This window comes from Lentzea sp. NEAU-D7 (assembly GCF_026242055.1).
In the GTDB taxonomy this organism is placed as follows: domain Bacteria; phylum Actinomycetota; class Actinomycetes; order Mycobacteriales; family Pseudonocardiaceae; genus Lentzea.
Window position 1 is genome coordinate 242,897 of sequence record NZ_JAPJDL010000005.1, and the last position, 19,096, is coordinate 261,992.

General features: G+C 69.8%; 20 protein-coding genes. 10 read left to right on the top strand and 10 right to left on the bottom strand.

Features of this window, described 5'->3' with window-relative positions; all coding sequences use genetic code 11:
- The first annotated feature begins 2 nt into the window (after positions 1-2).
- Complete coding sequence (locus tag ORI60_RS13590; RefSeq protein ID WP_266037572.1) at positions 3-992, top strand: hypothetical protein; 990 nt, start codon at positions 3-5, stop codon at positions 990-992.
- A 3-nt stretch (positions 993-995) separates the two neighbouring features.
- Here the strand turns inward: ORI60_RS13590 and ORI60_RS13595 are convergent, their stop codons facing one another.
- Positions 996-1,907, bottom strand: a complete 912-nt coding sequence (locus tag ORI60_RS13595) for a LysR family transcriptional regulator (protein WP_266037573.1) — start codon at positions 1,905-1,907, stop codon at positions 996-998.
- Between the two features lie 71 nt (positions 1,908-1,978).
- On the opposite strand from ORI60_RS13595, the gene ORI60_RS13600 reads away from it, so the two are divergent.
- Entirely contained in the window at positions 1,979-2,638 is a 660-nt protein-coding gene (locus ORI60_RS13600; RefSeq protein WP_266037574.1) for a nitroreductase family protein, read from the top strand.
- A 38-nt stretch (positions 2,639-2,676) separates the two neighbouring features.
- Entirely contained in the window at positions 2,677-3,540 is an 864-nt protein-coding gene (locus tag ORI60_RS13605; protein WP_266037575.1) for an AraC family transcriptional regulator, read from the top strand.
- On the opposite strand, the gene ORI60_RS13610 is transcribed toward ORI60_RS13605, so the two are convergent.
- Genes ORI60_RS13610 through ORI60_RS13620 form a run of 3 tightly spaced genes read right to left on the bottom strand, consistent with a single transcriptional unit; the run spans position 3,518 to position 7,210 of the window.
- Positions 3,518-4,687 (bottom strand): hypothetical protein, encoded by a 1,170-nt coding sequence (locus tag ORI60_RS13610; protein ID WP_266037576.1) that lies wholly within the window; start codon positions 4,685-4,687, stop codon positions 3,518-3,520. The genes ORI60_RS13605 and ORI60_RS13610 overlap by 23 nt on opposite strands.
- 15 nt (positions 4,688-4,702) lie before the next feature.
- Entirely contained in the window at positions 4,703-5,518 is an 816-nt protein-coding gene (locus ORI60_RS13615) for an SDR family NAD(P)-dependent oxidoreductase (protein ID WP_266037577.1), read from the bottom strand.
- Between the two features lie 36 nt (positions 5,519-5,554).
- Positions 5,555-7,210: an AMP-binding protein gene (locus tag ORI60_RS13620; RefSeq protein WP_266037578.1), complete on the bottom strand. Its 1,656-nt coding sequence runs from the start codon at positions 7,208-7,210 to the stop codon at positions 5,555-5,557.
- A 94-nt stretch (positions 7,211-7,304) separates the two neighbouring features.
- On the opposite strand from ORI60_RS13620, the gene ORI60_RS13625 reads away from it, so the two are divergent.
- Both ORI60_RS13625 and ORI60_RS13630 read left to right on the top strand, forming a co-directional pair.
- Complete coding sequence (locus ORI60_RS13625; RefSeq protein WP_266037579.1) at positions 7,305-8,081, top strand: helix-turn-helix transcriptional regulator; 777 nt, start codon at positions 7,305-7,307, stop codon at positions 8,079-8,081.
- Positions 8,082-8,504 (top strand): nitroreductase family deazaflavin-dependent oxidoreductase, encoded by a 423-nt coding sequence (locus tag ORI60_RS13630; protein WP_266037580.1) that lies wholly within the window; start codon positions 8,082-8,084, stop codon positions 8,502-8,504.
- Here the strand turns inward: ORI60_RS13630 and ORI60_RS13635 are convergent.
- Together ORI60_RS13635 and ORI60_RS13640 are read right to left on the bottom strand one after the other, a co-directional pair.
- On the bottom strand, positions 8,460-9,023 hold the full coding sequence (locus tag ORI60_RS13635; protein ID WP_266037581.1) for a hypothetical protein: 564 nt from the start codon (positions 9,021-9,023) through the stop codon (positions 8,460-8,462). The two genes, ORI60_RS13630 and ORI60_RS13635, sit on opposite strands and share 45 nt — an antisense overlap.
- Entirely contained in the window at positions 9,020-9,583 is a 564-nt protein-coding gene (locus ORI60_RS13640; RefSeq protein ID WP_266037582.1) for a TetR/AcrR family transcriptional regulator, read from the bottom strand. The genes ORI60_RS13635 and ORI60_RS13640 overlap by 4 nt, the downstream gene beginning before the upstream one ends.
- A 134-nt stretch (positions 9,584-9,717) precedes the next feature.
- Here ORI60_RS13640 and ORI60_RS13645 point away from each other — a divergent pair, with 134 nt between their 5' ends.
- Positions 9,718-11,160, top strand: a complete 1,443-nt coding sequence (locus tag ORI60_RS13645) for a trypsin-like serine protease (RefSeq protein WP_266037583.1) — start codon at positions 9,718-9,720, stop codon at positions 11,158-11,160.
- Between the two features lie 191 nt (positions 11,161-11,351).
- Positions 11,352-12,569: a family 16 glycosylhydrolase gene (locus tag ORI60_RS13650; protein ID WP_416234400.1), complete on the top strand. Its 1,218-nt coding sequence runs from the start codon at positions 11,352-11,354 to the stop codon at positions 12,567-12,569.
- Positions 12,570-12,665: 96 nt separating this feature from the next.
- Here the strand turns inward: ORI60_RS13650 and ORI60_RS13655 are convergent, their stop codons facing one another.
- From ORI60_RS13655 to ORI60_RS13665, 3 genes are read right to left on the bottom strand one after another with little or no spacing between them, the layout of a single operon-like run.
- Positions 12,666-13,523 (bottom strand): ornithine cyclodeaminase family protein, encoded by an 858-nt coding sequence (locus tag ORI60_RS13655; protein WP_266037584.1) that lies wholly within the window; start codon positions 13,521-13,523, stop codon positions 12,666-12,668.
- Positions 13,524-13,548: 25 nt separating this feature from the next.
- Entirely contained in the window at positions 13,549-13,710 is a 162-nt protein-coding gene (locus tag ORI60_RS13660; RefSeq protein ID WP_266037585.1) for a DUF397 domain-containing protein, read from the bottom strand.
- 9 nt (positions 13,711-13,719) lie between these two features.
- The gene (locus ORI60_RS13665; RefSeq protein ID WP_266037587.1) at positions 13,720-14,550 is read right to left on the bottom strand and encodes a DUF5753 domain-containing protein; all 831 of its coding nucleotides are present in this window, start codon (positions 14,548-14,550) and stop codon (positions 13,720-13,722) included.
- Position 14,551: 1 nt separating this feature from the next.
- Between ORI60_RS13665 and ORI60_RS13670 the strand changes: the two genes are divergently transcribed.
- Both ORI60_RS13670 and ORI60_RS13675 read left to right on the top strand, forming a co-directional pair.
- Positions 14,552-14,866, top strand: coding sequence for a zinc finger protein (locus ORI60_RS13670; RefSeq protein WP_266037645.1), 315 nt, complete (start codon positions 14,552-14,554; stop codon positions 14,864-14,866).
- On the top strand, positions 14,791-15,096 hold the full coding sequence (locus tag ORI60_RS13675) for a hypothetical protein (RefSeq protein ID WP_266037648.1): 306 nt from the start codon (positions 14,791-14,793) through the stop codon (positions 15,094-15,096). Before ORI60_RS13670 ends, ORI60_RS13675 begins: the two co-directional genes overlap by 76 nt.
- Here the strand turns inward: ORI60_RS13675 and ORI60_RS13680 are convergent.
- Entirely contained in the window at positions 15,089-15,931 is an 843-nt protein-coding gene (locus ORI60_RS13680) for a hypothetical protein (RefSeq protein WP_266037589.1), read from the bottom strand. The genes ORI60_RS13675 and ORI60_RS13680 overlap by 8 nt on opposite strands.
- 23 nt (positions 15,932-15,954) lie before the next feature.
- On the opposite strand from ORI60_RS13680, the gene ORI60_RS13685 reads away from it, so the two are divergent.
- Positions 15,955-19,065, top strand: a complete 3,111-nt coding sequence (locus ORI60_RS13685) for a phosphodiester glycosidase family protein (RefSeq protein WP_266037590.1) — start codon at positions 15,955-15,957, stop codon at positions 19,063-19,065.
- Positions 19,066-19,096: the final 31 nt, after the last annotated feature.

The following is a 19,096-nucleotide window of genomic DNA, read 5'->3' on the forward strand; positions in this document are numbered from 1 at the left end:
CCATGGCACCGAACCGCCGACAACTGCTGCTCGGGACAGCCGGCGCGGCCCTGCTGGCGACGGGCGCGGGGGCGGCGCCCCAGGCCGCCGCCGCGCCCGCGGGGTTCCCGGACTACCGGTACCGCAGGCTCGCCCTGGTCAAGAGCAAGCTCCGCTACAACCCCACCGGCGAACTGATCTTCCCCACCATCCGCGGCACGAGGGACCGGATCTCCGGCGCGCTCGCCGCCTACTACCTCTACTACGCACCGCACGACGCCCCCGGCGGCATCTGCCTGGCGTACGCGAACACGCTGGACGAGGAGTTCACCGAGTACGCCGGCAACCCGATCATCACGCGGAGCTGGCCCGGCGAGTACTCCGTCTCGCACGTGTCGTCGCCGCACGCGATGTGGAACGACGACGTCAAGCGCATGTACCTGTACTTCCACGGTGAGAACACCGTGACGCGGCTGGCCAGCTCCGCCGACGGCATCCACTTCTCCTACGAGAAGGAGGTCCTGTCCACGCGCCTGATGCCCGCGGGCACCACGGAGACCTCCTACGCCAGGGTGTTCCGGCATGACCTCCCGTCGCGCAACGCCCGGTACGTCATGGTGTTCATGATCAACAACACGACGAACCGGCGGGACATCGGCTGGGGCTGGTCGGCGAACGCCCGCGACTGGACCTTCGCGCAGACGCCGCTCGTGCGGCACCAGGACGTGGGCGCGGTCAACGTCGGCGGCCCGCACCTGCTGTTCCGCAACAACAGCGTCTACGTCGTGTACAACACCGACATCGGCAGCGGCGGCAACATCCTGATCACCGAGGTGGGCCTCGACTTCAGCAAGCGCAACCACCTCGGCGTCTTCCACGACTCGCTGTCGGGAGCACCCGACAACGGCAGGTCGGCCGCGCCCTCCTTCGGCACGTACCAGGGCCGCGAGTACATGATCTACGAGGCCGGCGACCGGCTGTCGGGCAACATCGCCATCGCGCAAGCGATCTGACGGTCACCGGTTCTGAGCGAACAGAGCGGCGCAGTGGTCGGCGAACGCCTGCGCGCGACGCGTGAGCGGTCCGCCGGCCGCCCAGCCGAGCACCACGGGTGTCGTCGGCACGTCGTCGCGCAACGCCACCGCGACCACCTCCAGCCCTTCGTAGGACGTGGTCAGCGCGGGCTGCTGGACGGTGATCGAGTAGCCGATGCCCCTGGCCACCAGAGAGCGCGCCAGCTCGAAGCTGCGCGCCCGGTGCGCCACGACCATCTCGGCCCCGGCCGCCGTGAACACCGAACGGAAGTAGCGCTCGCTCGGCGGGACGTCCAGCAGCACGAACGGATCGTCCGCGAGTTCGCGCAGGGCCACTGAACGCCGTCTGCGCAGGCGGTGCCCGGCGGGCAGCAGCACTTTGGGCGGCTGGTCGTACAACGTCCGGGTCGCGATGCCGGGCACCAGGTCCTGGTCGTAGAGGAACGCGATCTCGCACCGCCCGGTGACCAGGTCCTCGCCGATCTCCGGCAGGCTCCCCTCCAGGAACCGCACGGACACCTCCGGGTGCGCGCGTTCGAACGTCGCGATCGCCGCGGGCAGGTGGAACGGCGCGATCGGCGCGTAGCAGCCGACCGTCAGCACACCGCTGACCTGGCGGCTCAGGCCGCGCGCCTCGGCCCCCAGGTCGCCCATCGCCCCGACCACGCGGCGGGCGTCCGCGAGCACCCGCGTGCCCGCGGCCGTCAGCGCCGCTCCCCTGCGCGGCGACCGGACGACCAGGCGCAGGTCCAGCACTCGTTCCAGCTCGCTCAACGCCAGTGAGATCGCGCCCTGCGACACGTGACACCGCGCGGCGGCCGCGGTCAGCGAGCCCGTCTCGGCCACCGCGATCAGGTACTCGAGCTGCCGCAGCGTCACGTTGGGCAGATTCATGAGCTGAGCTTATAACTGACCGGAGAAACGTGAACTGGCCAAAAGAGTCGGGCACGGGCATCGTCCGGACCGTGACCCGACCGCACACCCACCCGTTCATCCCGTTCACCCCGCCCCGGCTGCCGATCGAGGAAGGCCTCGACCGCGGCAGGGCGTTGCACCGGCTGCTCGACGCGCGCCGGTCCGTGCGCTGGTTCTCCCCCGATCCCGTTCCGGCGGAGGCGATCGAGCTCGCGGTGCTGGCCGCGAACACCGCCCCGAGCGGCGCGCACCAGCAGCCGTGGCGGTTCGTCGCCACCCGGAACCCGGATCTCAAGCGCCGCATCCGCGTGGCGGCTGAAGAAGAGGAACGCCGCTTCTACCACGAGCGCGAGCTGCCGGAGTGGCACGCGGCGCTGGCACGCCTGGAGACCGACGCGAACAAGGAGTTCCTGGAGATCGCGCCGTGGCTGGTGGTCGCGTTCGCCCAGAAGCAGCAGGACGGCAAGAAGACCTACTACACCAACGAAAGCGTCGGCATCGCGTGCGGGTTCTTCATCGCGGCGCTGCACTCGATGGGCCTCGCGACCCTGACGCACACGCCGAACCCGATGACGTTCCTGACCGACCTGCTCGGGCGCGAGGGCGAGCGGCCGTACATCCTGTTCCCCGTCGGCTACCCGGCCGACGACTGCGAGGTGCCCGACCTGCGCCGCAAACCGCTCGAAGAGGCACTGACGTTCGCCGGCTGACTTGCCCGATCGTCCCACCACCGTGGACCATCGGGGACGTGGACGAGCTACGCGCGCTGATCACCAAACACGCCCGGCCGGACATGACCACGATCATCGACGACGTCCTGGTGTCGAGGACGACGGCCGGCGGCCCGCCCGCGCCGTCGATGTCCGGCACGATCCTCGCGTTCGTCGCCCAGGGCCGCAAGCGCATCGCGCTGGGCGAGCGCGTCTACGACTACCGGGCCGGCCAGTACCTGGTGGCCTCGATCGACATGCCGATCACCGGCAACTACGTCGGCATCAGCCCGTCCGAACCCGCGCTCGGCCTGGGCCTGGTCCTCGAACCGGACCTGGTCGCCGAACTGCTGCTGACGGGCGACCTCCCGAAACCCGCGGGCACCCCGGAGGGCCTGGCCGTCAGCGACGCCTCCCCCGAGCTGGTCGACGCCGTGACCAGGCTCGCCCGCCTCCTCGACCAGCCGAGGGACGCGCGGGCGCTCGCCCCGCTGGTCAAGAGGGAGATCCTCTGGCGGGTCATGACCGGTGAACAGGGCGCGGTCGTCCGCCAGCTGGGCGCGCAGGACAGCAGCCTGAGCCACATCGCCAGGGCGGTCCGGTGGATCCGGGAGAACTACGCCGAGTCGTTCAAGGTCGAGAACGTCGCGCGGATCGCGGGCATGAGCGAGTCGGCGTTCTACCGCAACTTCCAGGCCGTCACGGCGATGAGCCCGATCCAGTTCCAGAAGCAGATCCGGTTGCAGGAGGCCAGGTTGCTGCTCGCGACGAACTCCGACGTGACGAGCGTCAGCCACCGGGTCGGCTACGACAGCCCGTCGCAGTTCAGCCGCGAGTACCGCCGCCAGTTCGGCGCGCCGCCCAGCAGGGACGCGAAGCTCAGGCTGCAGCCCGCTCTCTGACGTCCAGGTACACCGCGCGGACCTCCAGGGTCCGCTCGACCTTCTCGATCACGGGCGCGAAGAACTGGCGGCGGTGCTCGGCGTCACTCATCGAGATCACCGAGAAGTACATGCTGCCGAACGCCGCGAACAGCGTGGCGTTGCGCAACATCGCCGACGGCACGCCGGGGATCAGCGACATGGTCGGCGGCGACCCGATCCACTGCTCGGCGATCGGGGGCGTCACCACGATCAGGCCGAGGACCACGAAGAACGCGAACAGCGCGAGCCCGATCACCGCGGCCTGCACCAGCTGCCGCATCGCGAGCATCACCAGCAGGTTGCGCGTCTGGCGGCCGTTCAGCCGCCTGGGCGCCAACGGCTCTGCGACGTCCACTTCGGACAGGGGAGTGCCCTGGCAGGCGGTCTTCAGCACCTCCGGCCGCAGGTCCTGTTCCACGCGGCCGATCTCGTCGCGCAGCCGGGCGGCGGCCGCCAGCACGGTGATCGAGGCGAACAGCAGCACGACGAGGCTGACCCGCGGCCACCGCAGCTGGTTCATCGCCTGCCACAGCTCACCGGTGAAGAACAGGAACAGCGTCACGAACAGCATCGGCGGCAACGCCCGGCCGAGCAGGTGGACGCTGTTGCTCAGGTCGGCGATCACGTGCCGGATGGCGGCTTTGAGCAGCGAGCCCAACCCGTAGGTGGTGGCCAGCATCGTCGCCACGAACGCGATTCCGAAGACGACGACGAACCACACCAGGGCGACCCACACCGAGTCGGGCTCCCCGTCCCCGTCCGGCGCGCGGAACCTGACGTCGATCGCCCACTGGATCAACGGCGTGATCACCGGTATCGCCGCGTACACCGCCAGCACGAGGACGGTCGCGCGCGGCGAGAAGCTCCGCATCCGCCGCACGAACAGCGAGAGCAGGACCCACGCGGACACCATCACCGCGACGATCACCCCGAGCAGCACCCACCGCGACAGCCCGGAGGACTGCTGCAACACCAGCCACGCGAGGCTGCCGGCCGCCACGAACGTCAGCGCCGGCAGCATCCTCGGCAGCACGTGCGACCGGAACCCGTAGCCCTCGATCATCGTCGGGGCGCCCTGCCGGACGAACCACTGCTCGGTCCGCCGCACGACCGTCTCCGAAGCCACGGCGAGGATCATGCCTCACCGCTCGAACAGGCGCGCCATCACGGAGTAGTAGTGGGTCGGCGTGATGCGGGCGAGGGCGTCGAACACGTAGGCGTCCGGCCCGACCAGCACACGCGACTTGCCGCGCTCCACACCGCGGTGGATGACCTCGGCGGCCTTGTCCGGGGTGGTCAGGGCGATCTTGTCGAAGTCCGCCGCGATCTGGTCCAGCGACCGGCCCTGCTCGTCGAGCTCGGTGTGGATGCGTCCGTTGCGGACGATGTTGGTCTTGATGCCGCCGGGGTGCACGGCGACCGCCGAGACGCCGGTGCCGCGCAGTTCCTGGCGCAGCGAGTCGGTGAACCCGCGGACGGCGAACTTCGCGGCGCAGTAGGCGCTCTGGTTCGGCATGCCGCACAGCCCGAACACGCTGGAGGTGTTGACGATGACGCCGTAGTTCTGCTTGAGCAGCAACGGCAGGAAGGCCCGCGTGCCGTGCACGACACCCCAGTAGTTGATGTCGAACAGCCAGGAGTCGTCCTCCGCCACGGAGTTGAGCACGCTCGTGGACGTGGCGACGCCCGCGTTGTTGAACACGGCGGCCAGCGGCAGGTCGAGCCACGCCCGCACCTCGTCCGCGAACCGCCGCACGTCCTCGGCGTCGCGCACGTCCAGGACCCGGCTGAGCACCGGGCCCTGCAGCGAGGCGGCGGTCTTCTCCAGCTCGATCTCGTTGACGTCGGCGATGACCACCGGCGAACCGTGCCGGGACAGCCGCTGCGCGAGACTGCGGCCGATTCCCGAGGCCGCCCCGGTGATCACCGCCGGGCGCCCTGAGATCTTGCGGACCATGTCTGCTCCTGTCGTCGAGGACGGCGGAGCTCCACGTTAGCGGCGCAGCTCGGGGAACTGGTCGTCCCGCCACTCCTCTGTTCCTCCGGTGCCCTCCTCCTCCCGCGCGCGCAGGTCGACGCGCCGGATCTTGCCCGAGACGGTCTTGGGCAGCTCGAAGAACTCGAGCCGCCGGATCCGCTGGTACGGCGCCAGGTTCTCGCGCGCGTGCCGCAGGATCTGCAGCGCCGTCTCGCGGTCGGGCTCCCATCCCGCGCTCAGCGCCACGTAGGCCTTGGGCACCGCGAGCCTGACCGGGTCGGGCGCCGGGACCACGGCCGCCTCGGTGACCGCCGGGTGCTCGATCAGCACGCTCTCCAGCTCGAACGGCGAGATCTTGTAGTCCGACGCCTTGAAGACGTCGTCGGTGCGCCCGATGTAGAAGAGGTAGCCGTCCTCGTCCCGGCTCGCGATGTCGCCCGTGTGGTAGTAGCCGCCGGCCATCGCCTCGGCGTTGCGCTCGTCGTCGCCGTGGTAGCCGACCATCAGCGACATCGGCCGCTGTCCCAGGTCGATGCAGATCTCGCCTTCGTCGGCCTGCTCGCCGGTGATCGGGTCGACCAGCACGACCGGAACGCCCTGCAGCGGCCGTCCCATCGAGCCGAGCTTCACCGGCGCGCCCGGCACGTTGCCCACCGACAGCGTCGTCTCGGTCTGGCCGAAGCCGTCGCGGATCGTGAGGCCCCACTGCTGCCGAACCTGCTCGACCACCTCGGGGTTCAGGGGCTCCCCGGCCGCGACGACCTCGCGCAGCGCGCCGGGTCCGCCGCTGAGATCGGCCTTGATCAGCATCCGCCACACGGTCGGCGGCGCGCAGAACGTGGTGACGCCCTTGGCGCGGATCTGGCCGAGCAGCGCGGCCGCGTCGAACCGGGCGTAGTTGTAGACGAAGATCGTCGCTTCGGCGATCCACGGCGCGAAGAAGCAGCTCCAGGCGTGCTTGGCCCAGCCGGGCGAGCTGATGTTGAGGTGCACGTCGCCGGGCTTCACGCCGATCCAGTGCATGGTCGTGAGGTGCCCGGCCGGGTAGGAGGCCTGGGTGTGCTCGACGAGCTTGGGACGGCTGGTCGTGCCGGAGGTGAAGTAGAGCAGCAGCCGGTCGCCAGCCCTGGTCTCCGGGTGGGGCAACGGGTTCTCCGGCGCCTCGGCGGTGTCCGCGTAGTCGAGCCAGCCCTCCGGCGCGCCACCGACCGAGATCAGCACCGGACCACCCTCGAACTTGCCCGCGTCCTCGGCCCGCGCGATGACGTGCCCCACCGAGCCCCGCCGCAGCCGGTCGGCGAGGTCCGCGGGCCCGAGCGCGGTGGTGGTCGGCATGATCACCGCGCCGAGCTTCATCACCGCGAGCATCGACTCCCACAGCTCGGCCTGGTTGCCCAGCATGATCATCACGCTGTCGCCCCTGCCGACGCCGTGCGACGCGAGCCAGTGCGCGACGCTGTTCGACCGGCGGCGCAGCTCGTCGAACGAGTAGGCCCGCTCGGAGCCGTCCTCCTCGACGAGGTGCAACGCCGTGGTCGTGTTGCCCTCCGCTATGACGTCGAACCAGTCGTGCGCCCAGTTGAAGCTGCCGTCGAAGCTCGGCCAGGTGAACGCGCCTGGGTCCGCGAGCATCAGGTCGCGGGCCGCGCGGTAGATGTCGTGACTGGACATGTCGCAGAGGGTGGGAGCACCGGGGCCGCGGGGATACCCCCGTCCGGGGGTGCACCCCTTTTCGAGGGTGCGGCCGTCAGCGAGACTGCTGGACGTGCTGCCAGACCGTTTTCCGGCGTTGCTCCCGCAGCGCCTGGACATGCTCCGCCGGGCCACCGGGCTGCCCGTCGTGTTCGGTGGCGCGGTCACGCCCTGCCGCGACCTGGTGCTGAGCAGCTTCCTGGGCACGCGCGGCACGTCGTTGCACGGGCTGCGCGTCGGCACCGGCCGGGGCCTGGGCGGCACGGCGATCGCGATGGGCACCGCGGTCCGCGTCAACGACTACGCCTCGACGAGGGCGATCACCCACGAGTTCGATCAGATGGTGGTCGTGGACGAACGCCTGACCTCGGTGTTCGCCTACCCGGTGACGGTGCGCGGCACGGTGCACGGCGTCCTCTACGGGGCCGTGCGCGGACAGGCGACAGTAGGTGACCGGGCGATCAGGATGGCCGGCGCCATCGCGCAGGGATTCGCACAGGACCTGGACATGCCTTCCCAGCAGAATCGGACACTGCACACGCAGGCCGCACTCCGCGAGCTCGCCGAGGTCGCCAAGCTCGTCGGCGATCCCGTGCTGCGTGAACGACTCCGCGAGGTGCACCGCAACCTCGGCGGCGAAGCGCCCGTCAGCGTCCCCACCGGACTGACCCCGCGGGAACTCGATACTCTTCGGCTGGCCGCGGTCGGTGCGTCCAACCGGGAGATCGCCGCCGAGCTCGGGTTGAGCACCGAAACCGTCAAGGCCTACCTCCGGGGCGCGATGCGCAAGCTGGGGGTGCACAACAGAACCGCCGCCGTCCACGCGGCGAGGTCGACGGGAGCGCTCTGAATGTCGTTGCTGGAGAAGGCCGTGATCGGCACCGATCGCCTGCTCTACAAGCTGACCGGCGGCAAGTTCACCCTCGTCTCCCTGTCGAAGCAGACGGGTTTGACGCTCATCACCGTCGGCGCCAAGTCCGGTGAGCGGCGGGAGAACCAGGTCCAGTACGTCGCCGACGGCGACTCGATGCTCGTCGTGGGGTCGAACTGGGGCAAGCCGCACCACCCCGCGTGGACCGCGAACCTGCTGAAGAACCCGGACATCCAGGTGAACGTGCGCGGCGACGTCCGCGACGTGCGGGGCACGCTGCTCGAAGGGGCCGAGCGGGAGGCCGCCTGGGCTCGCATGGTGGCGGCCTGGCCCGCGTTCCAGGACTACGTGGAGCGCTCAGGCGGCCGCGAGCTGCGGGTCTTCCGCCTCACTGCGCGCTGAGTCCCACGCGAGCCACACGCAACCCACGACCATGAGCACGCCGTGGGCGATCCGCACCGCCGGCGGCGTGAAGAACTGCGGCAGGAACAACGCGAACCCGGCGGCGAAGACGATCGCCGCCGTGGTGCGGAGCTTCAGCGCGACCATGACCGCGGCGACCCCCATGGTCACGAGGCCGAGCGCGAAAGTCGTGACGGCGAAGGGGTTGTAGCGCACGGACTCGGCGAGTTCGAGGACGTTCGGCTGCTGCGCGACGGCGTGCAGCCCGAAGTCCTCGGCGCCGTAGTACGGCAGGGTGAGGCCCGCGCCGACCCAGAACGTGATCGCGGCCGTGCGGTGGATCCGCAGCAGCGCGATCGGCACGAGGATGAAGCCGATCATGGCGAACAGGTGCGACAGCACCCACGCGGCCGACCCCATCGAGGCCGCGGCGCCCGCCGCCGTCGTCTCGTCGTGCCACGGTCTCACCGCGGGGTACAGCAGGAAGAGCAGGCCGGCGGCCGAGAGCGTCCACTTCACGATTTCCCCCTGAGATCGTCGAGATACATCCGGACGAGCTGGTCGTAGGTGTCGTCGAGTCCTTCCGGCAGGCCGAACCCGCCGCTGGCCTCGATCGACGCGAAGCCGTGCACGATCACCCGCAGCCGCCGCGTGGCGTGGACGGCGTCGGAGCCCTCCAGGCCGTAGCTCCGCAGCGTGGCGAGGACGAGCTCCATGAACTTCAGGCCGGCCGCGCGCTGCAGTTCGTCGTGCAGCGGATCCATCGGCGCGGCCGCGTAGCGCTTCGGGTGCTCCTGGACGTACGCGCGGAACGCGTGCATGAGCGCGCGTACGGCCTCGTCGCCCGACCGGCCCACCACCGTCTCGGTGCACCGGGCGGTCAGGTCCTCCAGCACCCTCAGGCCGACCAGGTCCCGGAGGTCGCCGAGACTCGCGACGTGCTTGTACAGCGAGGGCGTGGCGACACCGGTCCGCGCGGCGACGGCGGCGAGCGTCAGCGCCTCGACGCCCTGCTCGTCGACCAGCTCCAGTGCGGCGTCCACGACCTTGGTGGTGGTGAGACCTGCTCGAACAGCCATAGCCCAAAAGCTAATGGCATTAGCCTTCCCACGTCAAGCGGGGAGATTTCGTGAAGATCTCGCGGATCCCCGGTGATCATGGTCGCCGCACCGATATGAATGCCGAGTCACCCCGCATCAGCAAGGAGAAACCATTGCGATTAGCCAAGATCCTGGGGGCGGTGTCCGCGAGCCTGCTGTTCGCGTCGACCATCACGGCCACCTCGGCCACGGCCGGTCCGGCGTTGCAGAACACGGTCGACCCGAGCTCCGCGAAGGAGTCGATCGACTACCTGGTGCAGACCTACCGCGTCACGGAACGCGAAGCGCTGCGGAGACTCGAGCTCCAGAACGACGCGGCGAAGCTCGAGGCGACGCTGCGGAAGGAGGCCGCCGGCGAGTACGGCGGCATGTGGCTCGACCAGCAGGCCGGTGAGCTCGTCGTCGCGATGACGAAGCCCGCCGCCGCCCAGCGGCAGATCGCCGCCATGCCCGACCGCGCCAAGGTCAAGGTCCGCACGGTCAAGCACTCCCTGGCCTCGCTGCAGTCGGCACACGACCGGATCAGCAGGCAGGTGGGCGCCGGCGCCGAGTCGGTGTACCTGCCCGCCATCAGCACGACCGAGAACCGCGTCGTCGTCTGGGAACGAGCGTGGCTGCGGGAGAACAAGGTCGGGGCGGCCGCGCAGGCGGAGATCCGCACCTTCGACGCCGACCCCGGCATGGTCTCGGCCCGCGTCCTGCCGAAGCCGGCGCCGTACTCGGCCGACCCGGTCGACTGGGGCTTCTGCCACCCGCTCTACTGCACGAACTACGGCCCCATGCGCGGCGGTCTGCGCCTGGACATGAGGCGTGACAACGGCACCACTGGCGGCTGCACGAGCGGCTTCAACCTGCGCACGACCGGCGGCGCGTTCCCCGGTGTGCCGTGGGTGCTGACAGCGGGCCACTGCATGGCCACCAAGACGAACAACGTGCCGACCGAGCACAACCGCCAGGTGGTCCTGAACCAGCACGGCATCGAGAAGAACTCCTACCCGTACGACTACGCCGCCGTGCGGTACGTCGACACGGCCACCGCCACCAGGTGGCTGGAGGGCCAGACCAACCGCAACACCGTGCTCAAGTACTGCCGCAACGGCGGCCTGGACAGCAACGGCGACACCCCGTGCGGTCCGCAGGCGACGTCGCAGAACCAGGAGATCACCTCCGTCACCCCGCTGTCCGGGATCCTGACCGGCGCGGTCGTCTGCGCCACCGGCTCCGGGTCGAGCGCGGTGAACTACCCGGACTCGTTCGACAGCGGCGCCGGTGAGGGCTACCTCGTCGGCACCCGGTGCGGCCGCGTCCTCTCGACCGACGTCGGCATCAACACCGACCTGTGCGCGCGCAACGGCGACAGCGGCAGCCCGCTGTTCAGCCAGGTCACCAAGTCCGCGCTCGGCATCCTCAACGGAAGCCAGCAGTCCCGCAGCGGCGCCTGCCAGCTGGGCGAGTTGAACAACTACTCCCCGCTCTCGACGATCCTCGAGGACCTCAGCGCCCGCCAGGCGAGCGGCGGGTCGGTCTTCACCGTCATCACGACCCCGCAGGGCTGAGCCCACCTGGTCCCTGGAAGACCGGTTTTCCGGTCTTCCAGGGACGAAGCAGCTGGCAGAAGGCTTGATCCCCTGAGAGCGCTCTCATCTGACAAATTCGTGAAAACCTTTACACGTTGACCGAGAGTCACAGCGCGACAACACTTCCGAACCACTGGGCGCACAACTCAACACCCGGAAAGGTCGGTTCGATGCAGCGACGCATCGGGACGGCCCTTGCCGCCGCCTTGATGGTGGCCGCAGGGATCACCGTCGCCACCACCAGCCAAGCTCCCCCTGCCAACGCGGCGGTGACCTGGGCCGACGAGTTCAACGCTCCCGCCGGCACCGGTGTCGACGGTGGCAAGTGGAACATGGAAGTGGGCAACAACAACGGCAACAACAGGGAACACCAGTGGTACCAGGCGGGTACCTCGAACGCGGTGCACGACGGCCAGGGCAACCTGGTCATCACCGCGAAGAAGGAGAACCCCGGCAACTACAACTGCTGGTACGGCCGGTGTCAGTACACGTCCGCGCGCATCAACACCGCGAACAAGTTCACCCAGACCTACGGCCGCTTCGAAGCGCGCATGAAGATGCCGCGCGGCAAGGGGATCTGGCCCGCGTTCTGGATGCTCGGCGCTGACATCAACACCGGCAACCCGTGGCCGGGTTCCGGTGAGATCGACATCATGGAGTTCCTGGGACACCAGACGAACACCGTGTACGGCACGATCCACGGCCCCGGTTACTCCGGCGCCGGCGGCAAGTCCCACGCCTACAACGGCCCGAACTTCTCCGACGGCTTCCACAACTTCGCGGTGGACTGGAAGCCCGGCGAGATCACGTGGTCGGTGGACGGCAACGTCTACGCCCGCAACACGCCGACGGACGTCAACGGCAACCCGTGGGTGTTCAACAAGCCCTTCTTCATCATCATCAACCTCGCGGTCGGTGGTGAGTGGCCGGGCTACCCGGACGCCAGCACGACGTTCCCGCAGCAGCTCGTGATCGACTGGGTCCGCGCCTCCAACGACACCCCCAGCGGTGGCGGCTCGGAGATCCGCGGCATCGGCGGCAAGTGCCTCGACGTGCCCTGGGCGAACACCGCCAACGGCACGCCCATCCAGATCGTCGGCTGCAACGGCAACGTCGCCCAGAAGTGGAGCCGTCCCGGTGACGGCACCATCCGCGCGCTGGGCAAGTGCCTCGACGTCAGCGGCGGCGGTACCGCGAACGGCACAGTGGTCCAACTTTGGGACTGCAACGGCTCGGCTGCCCAGCAATGGGTCGTCAGCGGGGCGCAGGACATCGTGAACCCGCAGGCCAACAAGTGCCTGGACGCCGTGGGAGGTTCCTCGGCGGACGGTACGAGAACCCACATCTGGGACTGCCTCGGCGTCGCCAGCCAGAAGTGGCAGGTCTGAGGTCTCTCCCCGCCGGGCTGCGCATGGCCTGACGGGGAGAAGCAAGTGCGCTGGACGTGAACCCCCGCGGCGGATGGGTTCACGTCCAGCGCTTTTTCACGCCAGAAGCCTTGCGACGGCCCAGTCCTGCACCGCGACGCCGACCGACTTGAACACCGTCCGGCCTTCCCGCAGCGGCGGATTTCCCAGCGCCGCACCGAGTTCGACGAGCGACTCGAGCCTGAGCACGCCCGACCGCACCGCCCGGATGATCTCGCCGGCCTCGCTCAGCGCCGCCTCGACCTGGTCCACCACCACGACGCCCGCGGTCGCCAGCAGTTCCTCGGGCAGCTCGCGCATCACCGGCCGGTACGACCCGATGGCGTTGACGTGCACCCGTTCCTTGAGGGCGTCGCACCGGAACAGCGGCACGGTCGACGCCGTCGCACAACACACGACGTCGGCGTCCCGCACGGCTTCCTCTGCCTGCGCCGCCACGTCCACGACCGTGTCCGGGAGCTCGTCCCTGAGGCTCTCCAGCAACGCCTCGGCCTTCTTGGCGTTCCGGTTGAACACGACGAGCTTCTTCAACGGCCGCACCGCGTGCACGGCCCGGACCTGGTCCGCGGCCTGAGCCCCCGCTCCCAGCAACGCCAGGTGCGACGCGTCCTCGTCGGCCAGCAGATCCGTTGCCACACCGACGACAGCGCCCGTGCGCAGGGACGTGAGCGACACCGCGTCCGTGACGAACTGACCGTCCGGATGCGAGTACACGAGCGTGCCCGTGATCATCGGGTCCCGCTCGACCTCGATGCTGATCACCTTGACCGCGGTGGACGCCGTGGGCCGGTGGTGCACGGCCATGACGAGCGACCGGCTGTCTCCGAACGCCTGCCGCGGCGGCAGGTCGAACTCCTCCGCGGCCAGCCCGGCGAACGCATCTCGCACGGCCTCGATCGCTGCGGGCATCGTCATGGTTCGGATGGTAACGACCTGCCGGTCAGCCCTCCCGCGTGACGCCCGCGAGGAACGCGGACCACGCGGCGGCGCCCACCTCGACGTGGGCGGCGGGCGTCTTGCTGTCCCGGATGCCGATGCCGACGGCCACCTCAACACAGGCACTCGCGTTCGCGCTGTGGGTGCTCTTGCGCCATTCGGCCATCAAGTCTCCTCATGTCAGCGACTTCTTGATCAGCTCCTTCGATTGTTCCGCATCCAAGGCCACGAGTTCGAGCCCTTCGACGATCCGCGCGTACGCCTTGACGGCCTCCGGCGCCTCGATGATCAAGCTCGAGTTCTCGCTCTCCAGGAAGACGACGTCGTCGTACCTGTCGAACGTCAACATGTCGAACGACCCGGCCATGCCCGCGTGCGCACCGACGCCGAGCGGCACGATCCGGATCACGATGCTCGGCCGCGCCGCCAGCGAGTCCAGGTGACGCAGCTGCTCCCGCATGACCTCGGCGCCACCGACCCCGTCCAGCAACACCGCTTCGGGAACGAAGAACACCGCCTTCATCCCGCCGCGCAGCGCCTCCTGCCGCTGCGCCCTCGCCTCGACGCGCGCATCCACCTCGTCTCCGGGCACGTTCGCACAGGCGGTGATCACCGCACGCGTGTAGTCCGGGGTCTGCAACGTGCCGTGCAGCAGCATGGTCTGCCAGCTGAACAACTTCTCCGCCAGCCGCTCGTGCTCGACCAGCGTGCGCGGGCTGATCGGCGCGCAGGTGCCGTGCTCCTGCCACCACCCCTTGACGCCAGTACCGGTGAACAGCGAGAGCAGGTGATCCCGCTCCCCCGCCGGCGTCCGGCACACGCCCAGCAACAGCGCGAGCTCCAGCTCGGTGGCACCGCCCTTGCCGTTGACCAGGTCGGAGAGCTTGGCTTCCTGCCACCCGACGAGTGCGGCGACTTTGCGCGACGTCATTCCGGTGGCGGCGATGGCCGCACGGAGGCCGTCCCCGAACTCACGGCCTCTCACAGTGGAGAATCTTTTCGGCATGATGACGACCGTAACGCCATTCCTGAGGGCTCCAGAACATTCGAACCCAACACAACCCAAAAGGGCGTTAGCTTGGAGCTCCTCCAAGCTGCAGAATAATCCTGTGAGATTTCGATGGACGCCCCACGAAGGGCGGCGACACGCCATCTCCGACGAGCCGGCCAGGGGGCGGCTCGTCGAGACCCTGTGCGGCATTCCCTTCGTCCTGCAGGAGTTCGACCTCTGGACGAACAAGAACGTGTGGCCGACGTGCTGGGACTGCGACGGCATCTGGCGCGAAAGCGAGGGGATCCTGCCATGGCCGCGGAAATCCTGACCGAAGACCTGCTGCGCATATCTCTTCAACGCCTCTCGCGTGAGGTGGTGAAGACTTATCCACAGTTCGGCGAGTTGCTCGCACAAAACATGCTGCGCACGTGCGGGCTCATTCCCGATCCGGAACGCGCCGAGCACTACCGCGAGTTGGGCACGTTGCTCATCGACCTCGGCAGGCTCTACCTGGCCGAGGCCGACGTGCTGCGCACCGTGGACTCCCCGGCTAGCTGATCGCGACGGCGCGGCCGCCGGTGTCGAACTCGTGGGCCAGCGTCCTGAGCGGCTGCCCGCCCGCGGCCCACGCCGCCGTCCACGTCAGGCACTCGGCGGCGCCGTTCCCGCCGCGCTCGACCAGGTCGGTGCCGATCGAGTCGAGCCACTCCCACGACGTCCCGCCGACTCCGGTCAGGAAGGCCTCGTCCCAGGTGCGCACCAGCTCGCGGAGCGTGCCTTCGGACCGGGCCTTCTCGTTGACCGACCTGATCCACGCCTGGCGCTCCTCCTCCGTGAGCACCACGCCCGTCTCGGGCTCGCGGAACCCGGGCAGGTCGTGCGCCAGCCCGCCGGAGCCGACGTAGAGCACCCGCCGGTCGGCGAAGAACTCCCCGACGCGGCGGCCCAGGGACGCGGCGCGGCGGAAGGTCGCGTGCGGCGGGGAGGCGCAGTTGACGAAGACCGGCAGCACCGGCTTGGCGTCGATCGCGCCCAGCAGGTCGCGGGTCGTGTGGCCGAACGCGTGGTCCAGGGCGGCGCTGTAGGCCGTGGCGATGTCGAACTCGTGCGCCACGAGGTCGGCCACCAGCGCACGTCCCAGTGCGGAAGGGACGTCGTAGGAACCGACGGGGCCCGCGACGTCACCCTGGGCCGTGGCCTCCAGGACCACGGCGAAGGTCGGGACCACGGAGCGGAAGGCGCGGCGGTGGTCGGTGCCGAAGAAGACGACGAGCTCCGGGTCGAACGCCGCGACGGCGTCCCGTGCGGCGCCGATCGCCTCGCGGACCGGGCCGAAAGGCGCGCTGGGCAGGGTGATCAGGTGCGAGGCGCAGACCGTCAGGCGGTTGTTCACCAGATCAGCTTAGATTCCGGGGCGTGACGAGACGTGCACTTGCGGTGACCATCGCCGCGGCCCTCCTTGCGCCCGTTCCGCCCGCGCACGCCGGCTCCGCCGGACGCGTCGAGACCGAGCGGATCGTGAGACCCGTGGCTCCCGGCGTCACCCTCAGCTCGTTCGACTGGTACCGGCCCGACGGCTGGGTCCGCGGGGACGCGCTGGCCGTCGACCTCACGAAAGCCCAGGTCGGTTATGTCGACCCCGGCACCGTCTCCCAGGCCGCTCCCCTCTCGCAGCAGGCGGGCGGAGCCGTCGCGGCGATCAACGGCGACTTCTTCGACATCGACGACTCGAACGCGCCGGACGGCGTGGGCATCCAGGACGGCCACCTGAGGAAGTCCGGCGAGGGCCGGGCGGCCGGCATCGACGCGGCGGGCGTCGGGAGCGTCATGGAGACGTTCTTCGAAGGCACGCTCAACGGCACGCACGAGCTGACTCAGCTCAACAGCGCACGGATCGACGTCGACGGCATAGGCGTCTTCAACTCGTTGTGGGGCACGTACAGCAGAGCGCGCGCTGTGCAAGGCGCGGCCAACACGGCCGAGGTGATCGTCGAGGACGACGTCGTGCGGTCCGTCGGCAGCCCGGGCGACCAGCCCGTCCAGGGGTACGCGCTGGTCGGCCGGGACAAGGGCGCCGACGTGCTCAAGACGCTCAAGCCGGGTGACAGGGCGGAGATCAGCTACCGGAACCGCACCAGCGACGGCAGCGACCCGAGGACGGCCATCGGCGGACGTCAGCTGCTGGTGAGCAACGGCAGGAACGTCGCCCCGGCGGACCCGCTCCACCCGCGCACCGCGGTCGGCTTCTCGCAGGACGGCAGGAAGATGTACGTGCTCGTCGTCGACGGACGGCAGAGCGCCCACCTGCAGGGCCTGGACCTGGACGACCTCGCCGACGCGATGATCGAGCTCGGCGCGCACAACGCGCTCAACCTCGACGGCGGCGGTTCGTCGACCATGCTCGTCCGCGACCCCGGCACGACCGGGCTGAAGGTCGTCAACACGCCCTCGGACGGGGGCGAGCGCCCGGTCGCGAACGGCCTCGCCCTCTACGCCCCCACCGGCACCGGCAGGCTGACCGGCTTCGACGTCCAGACCGAGAGCACCCGCGTCTTCCCCGGCATGACCCGCCGGATGACGGTGCGCGGCCACGACGAGACGTTCGGACCGGCGAGCGACGAGCACGTCTCGCGCGCGACGGGCGGATGGGCCGTCGGCGACACCTTCCACGCCGCGTCGCGCCCGGGTCCCGCGAGCTTCACCGCCTTCCAGGGCCTCACGACCAGGACCACGCGGCTCACCGTGCTGGGCGGGCTGGCCAGGATCGCTCCGGCCGAACCCCGGATCAGCCTGACCGGCGCCGAGCACAAGCCGTTGCGGATCAACGGTTTCGACGCGAAGGGCTTCAGCGCGCCGATCGAACGCGCCGACCTCGACCTCAGCTACGACCGCACGATCATCGAGGTCACCCCGGACCTCCGGATCAGGGCGCTGCGCGACGGCGCGACCACGATCAGGGCACGCGCTCAGGGCAAGGAGACGCACACGGCCGTCACGGTCGGGGTGACCGACCAGTCGCTCGCCACGTTCGACGATGCTCCACAGTGGACCTTCGGTTCCGCCCGCGCGACCGGGCGGGTGGCACCGGAACCGGACGGCCACACCGGCGCGGGCCTGCGGCTCAGCTACGACTTCACGCAGTCGACCGGCACGCGCACCGCCCACGCCGTCCCGCCGAGGCCGCTGCGGGTCGACGGGCAACCCCTGTCGCTCGCCGCGCGGGTCCGCGGCACCGGCCAGGGCGAGTGGACGGCCTTCACCGTCACGGACTCGACGGGACGGTCCCGGTCGCTCTACGGCCCCCACGTCACCTGGCACGGCTGGCAGCAGATCGAGGTCGCGGTGCCGCCGGAGCTCAGTTTCCCGATCCAGGTCACCAGGTTCACCACGATCGAGACCAGGGCCGACCGCGCCTACCGCGGCGAGGTGGTCGTCGACGACGTCGTCGCGAGGGTGCCGCCGGCGGTCACCCTGCCGCCCGCCCCCGACCTGTGCGACGACGTGATCGGCCCGGCGCGGGGCTGGACGTTCGCGGTCATGTCCGACGCCCAGTTCGTGGCCCGCGCCCCGGACAGCGACCTGGTCAGGTCCGCCCGCCGCACGCTGCGGGAGATCAGGGCGTCCGGCGCCGAGTTCGTCGTGGTCAACGGCGACTTCGTGGACGAGGCGTCACCGCGGGACCTGGCGTTCGCGCGCCGGGTCCTGACCGAGGAGCTCGGCGGCTTCCCCTGGTACTACGTGCCGGGCAACCACGAGATCATGGGTCCGGGCACGATCGAGAACTTCCGCCGCGAGTTCGGCGCCACCAGCCGCACGTTCGACCACAGGGGCACCAGGTTCGTGCTGCTCGACTCGTCGACCGGCACGCTCAGGGGCGGCGGTTTCGAGCAGGTGGAGATGCTCAGGAACGCGCTGCGCACCGCCGAGGGCCCGGCCGTCGTGCTGATGCACCACCCGCCGCGCGATCCGACGCCCGCGCGCACGAGCCAGCTCGACGACCGGCTGGAAGCGTCCTACTTCGAGCGACTGCTGTCCGAACGCGACAAACCCACGGCGTTCGTCGGCGGCCACGTCGGCGGGTTCTTCGCGTCCACTGTGGACGGCGTTCCGCACGTGATCAACGGCAACTCCGGCAAGGCACCCGCGGAGCCGGGCGGGTTCACCGGCTGGACGCTGCTCGGGGTCGGCGAGGAGGGCCTCAAGGCCGAGACCCGGCCGCACGTGGACGCGCTCCAGGTCCGGGTTCCGGCGACGCTGAGGCCCGCCGCGGCGGAAGCGGTTGCGGCGACGGTGAAACAGGGTTCGCGGTCGGTACCGGTGCGGTGTCCGATGGGCGCGGTGTGGGAAGGGTCACGTGGTCTGCACGTGGGCGGCGCGAGCGGGGTCCGGCCGTGGCACGTCGCCCGGTTCGAACCGGACACCGGGGTGCTCACCGGCATCAGGCCTGGTCAGGCGAAGATCTCGATCACCGTCAACGGCGTGACGAGCAGCGCGGACGTGCTCGTGGAGGCTCCGGAGGCGCCGTGACCTGGTCTGAGTGAGTGCGATGTGAGGCGGT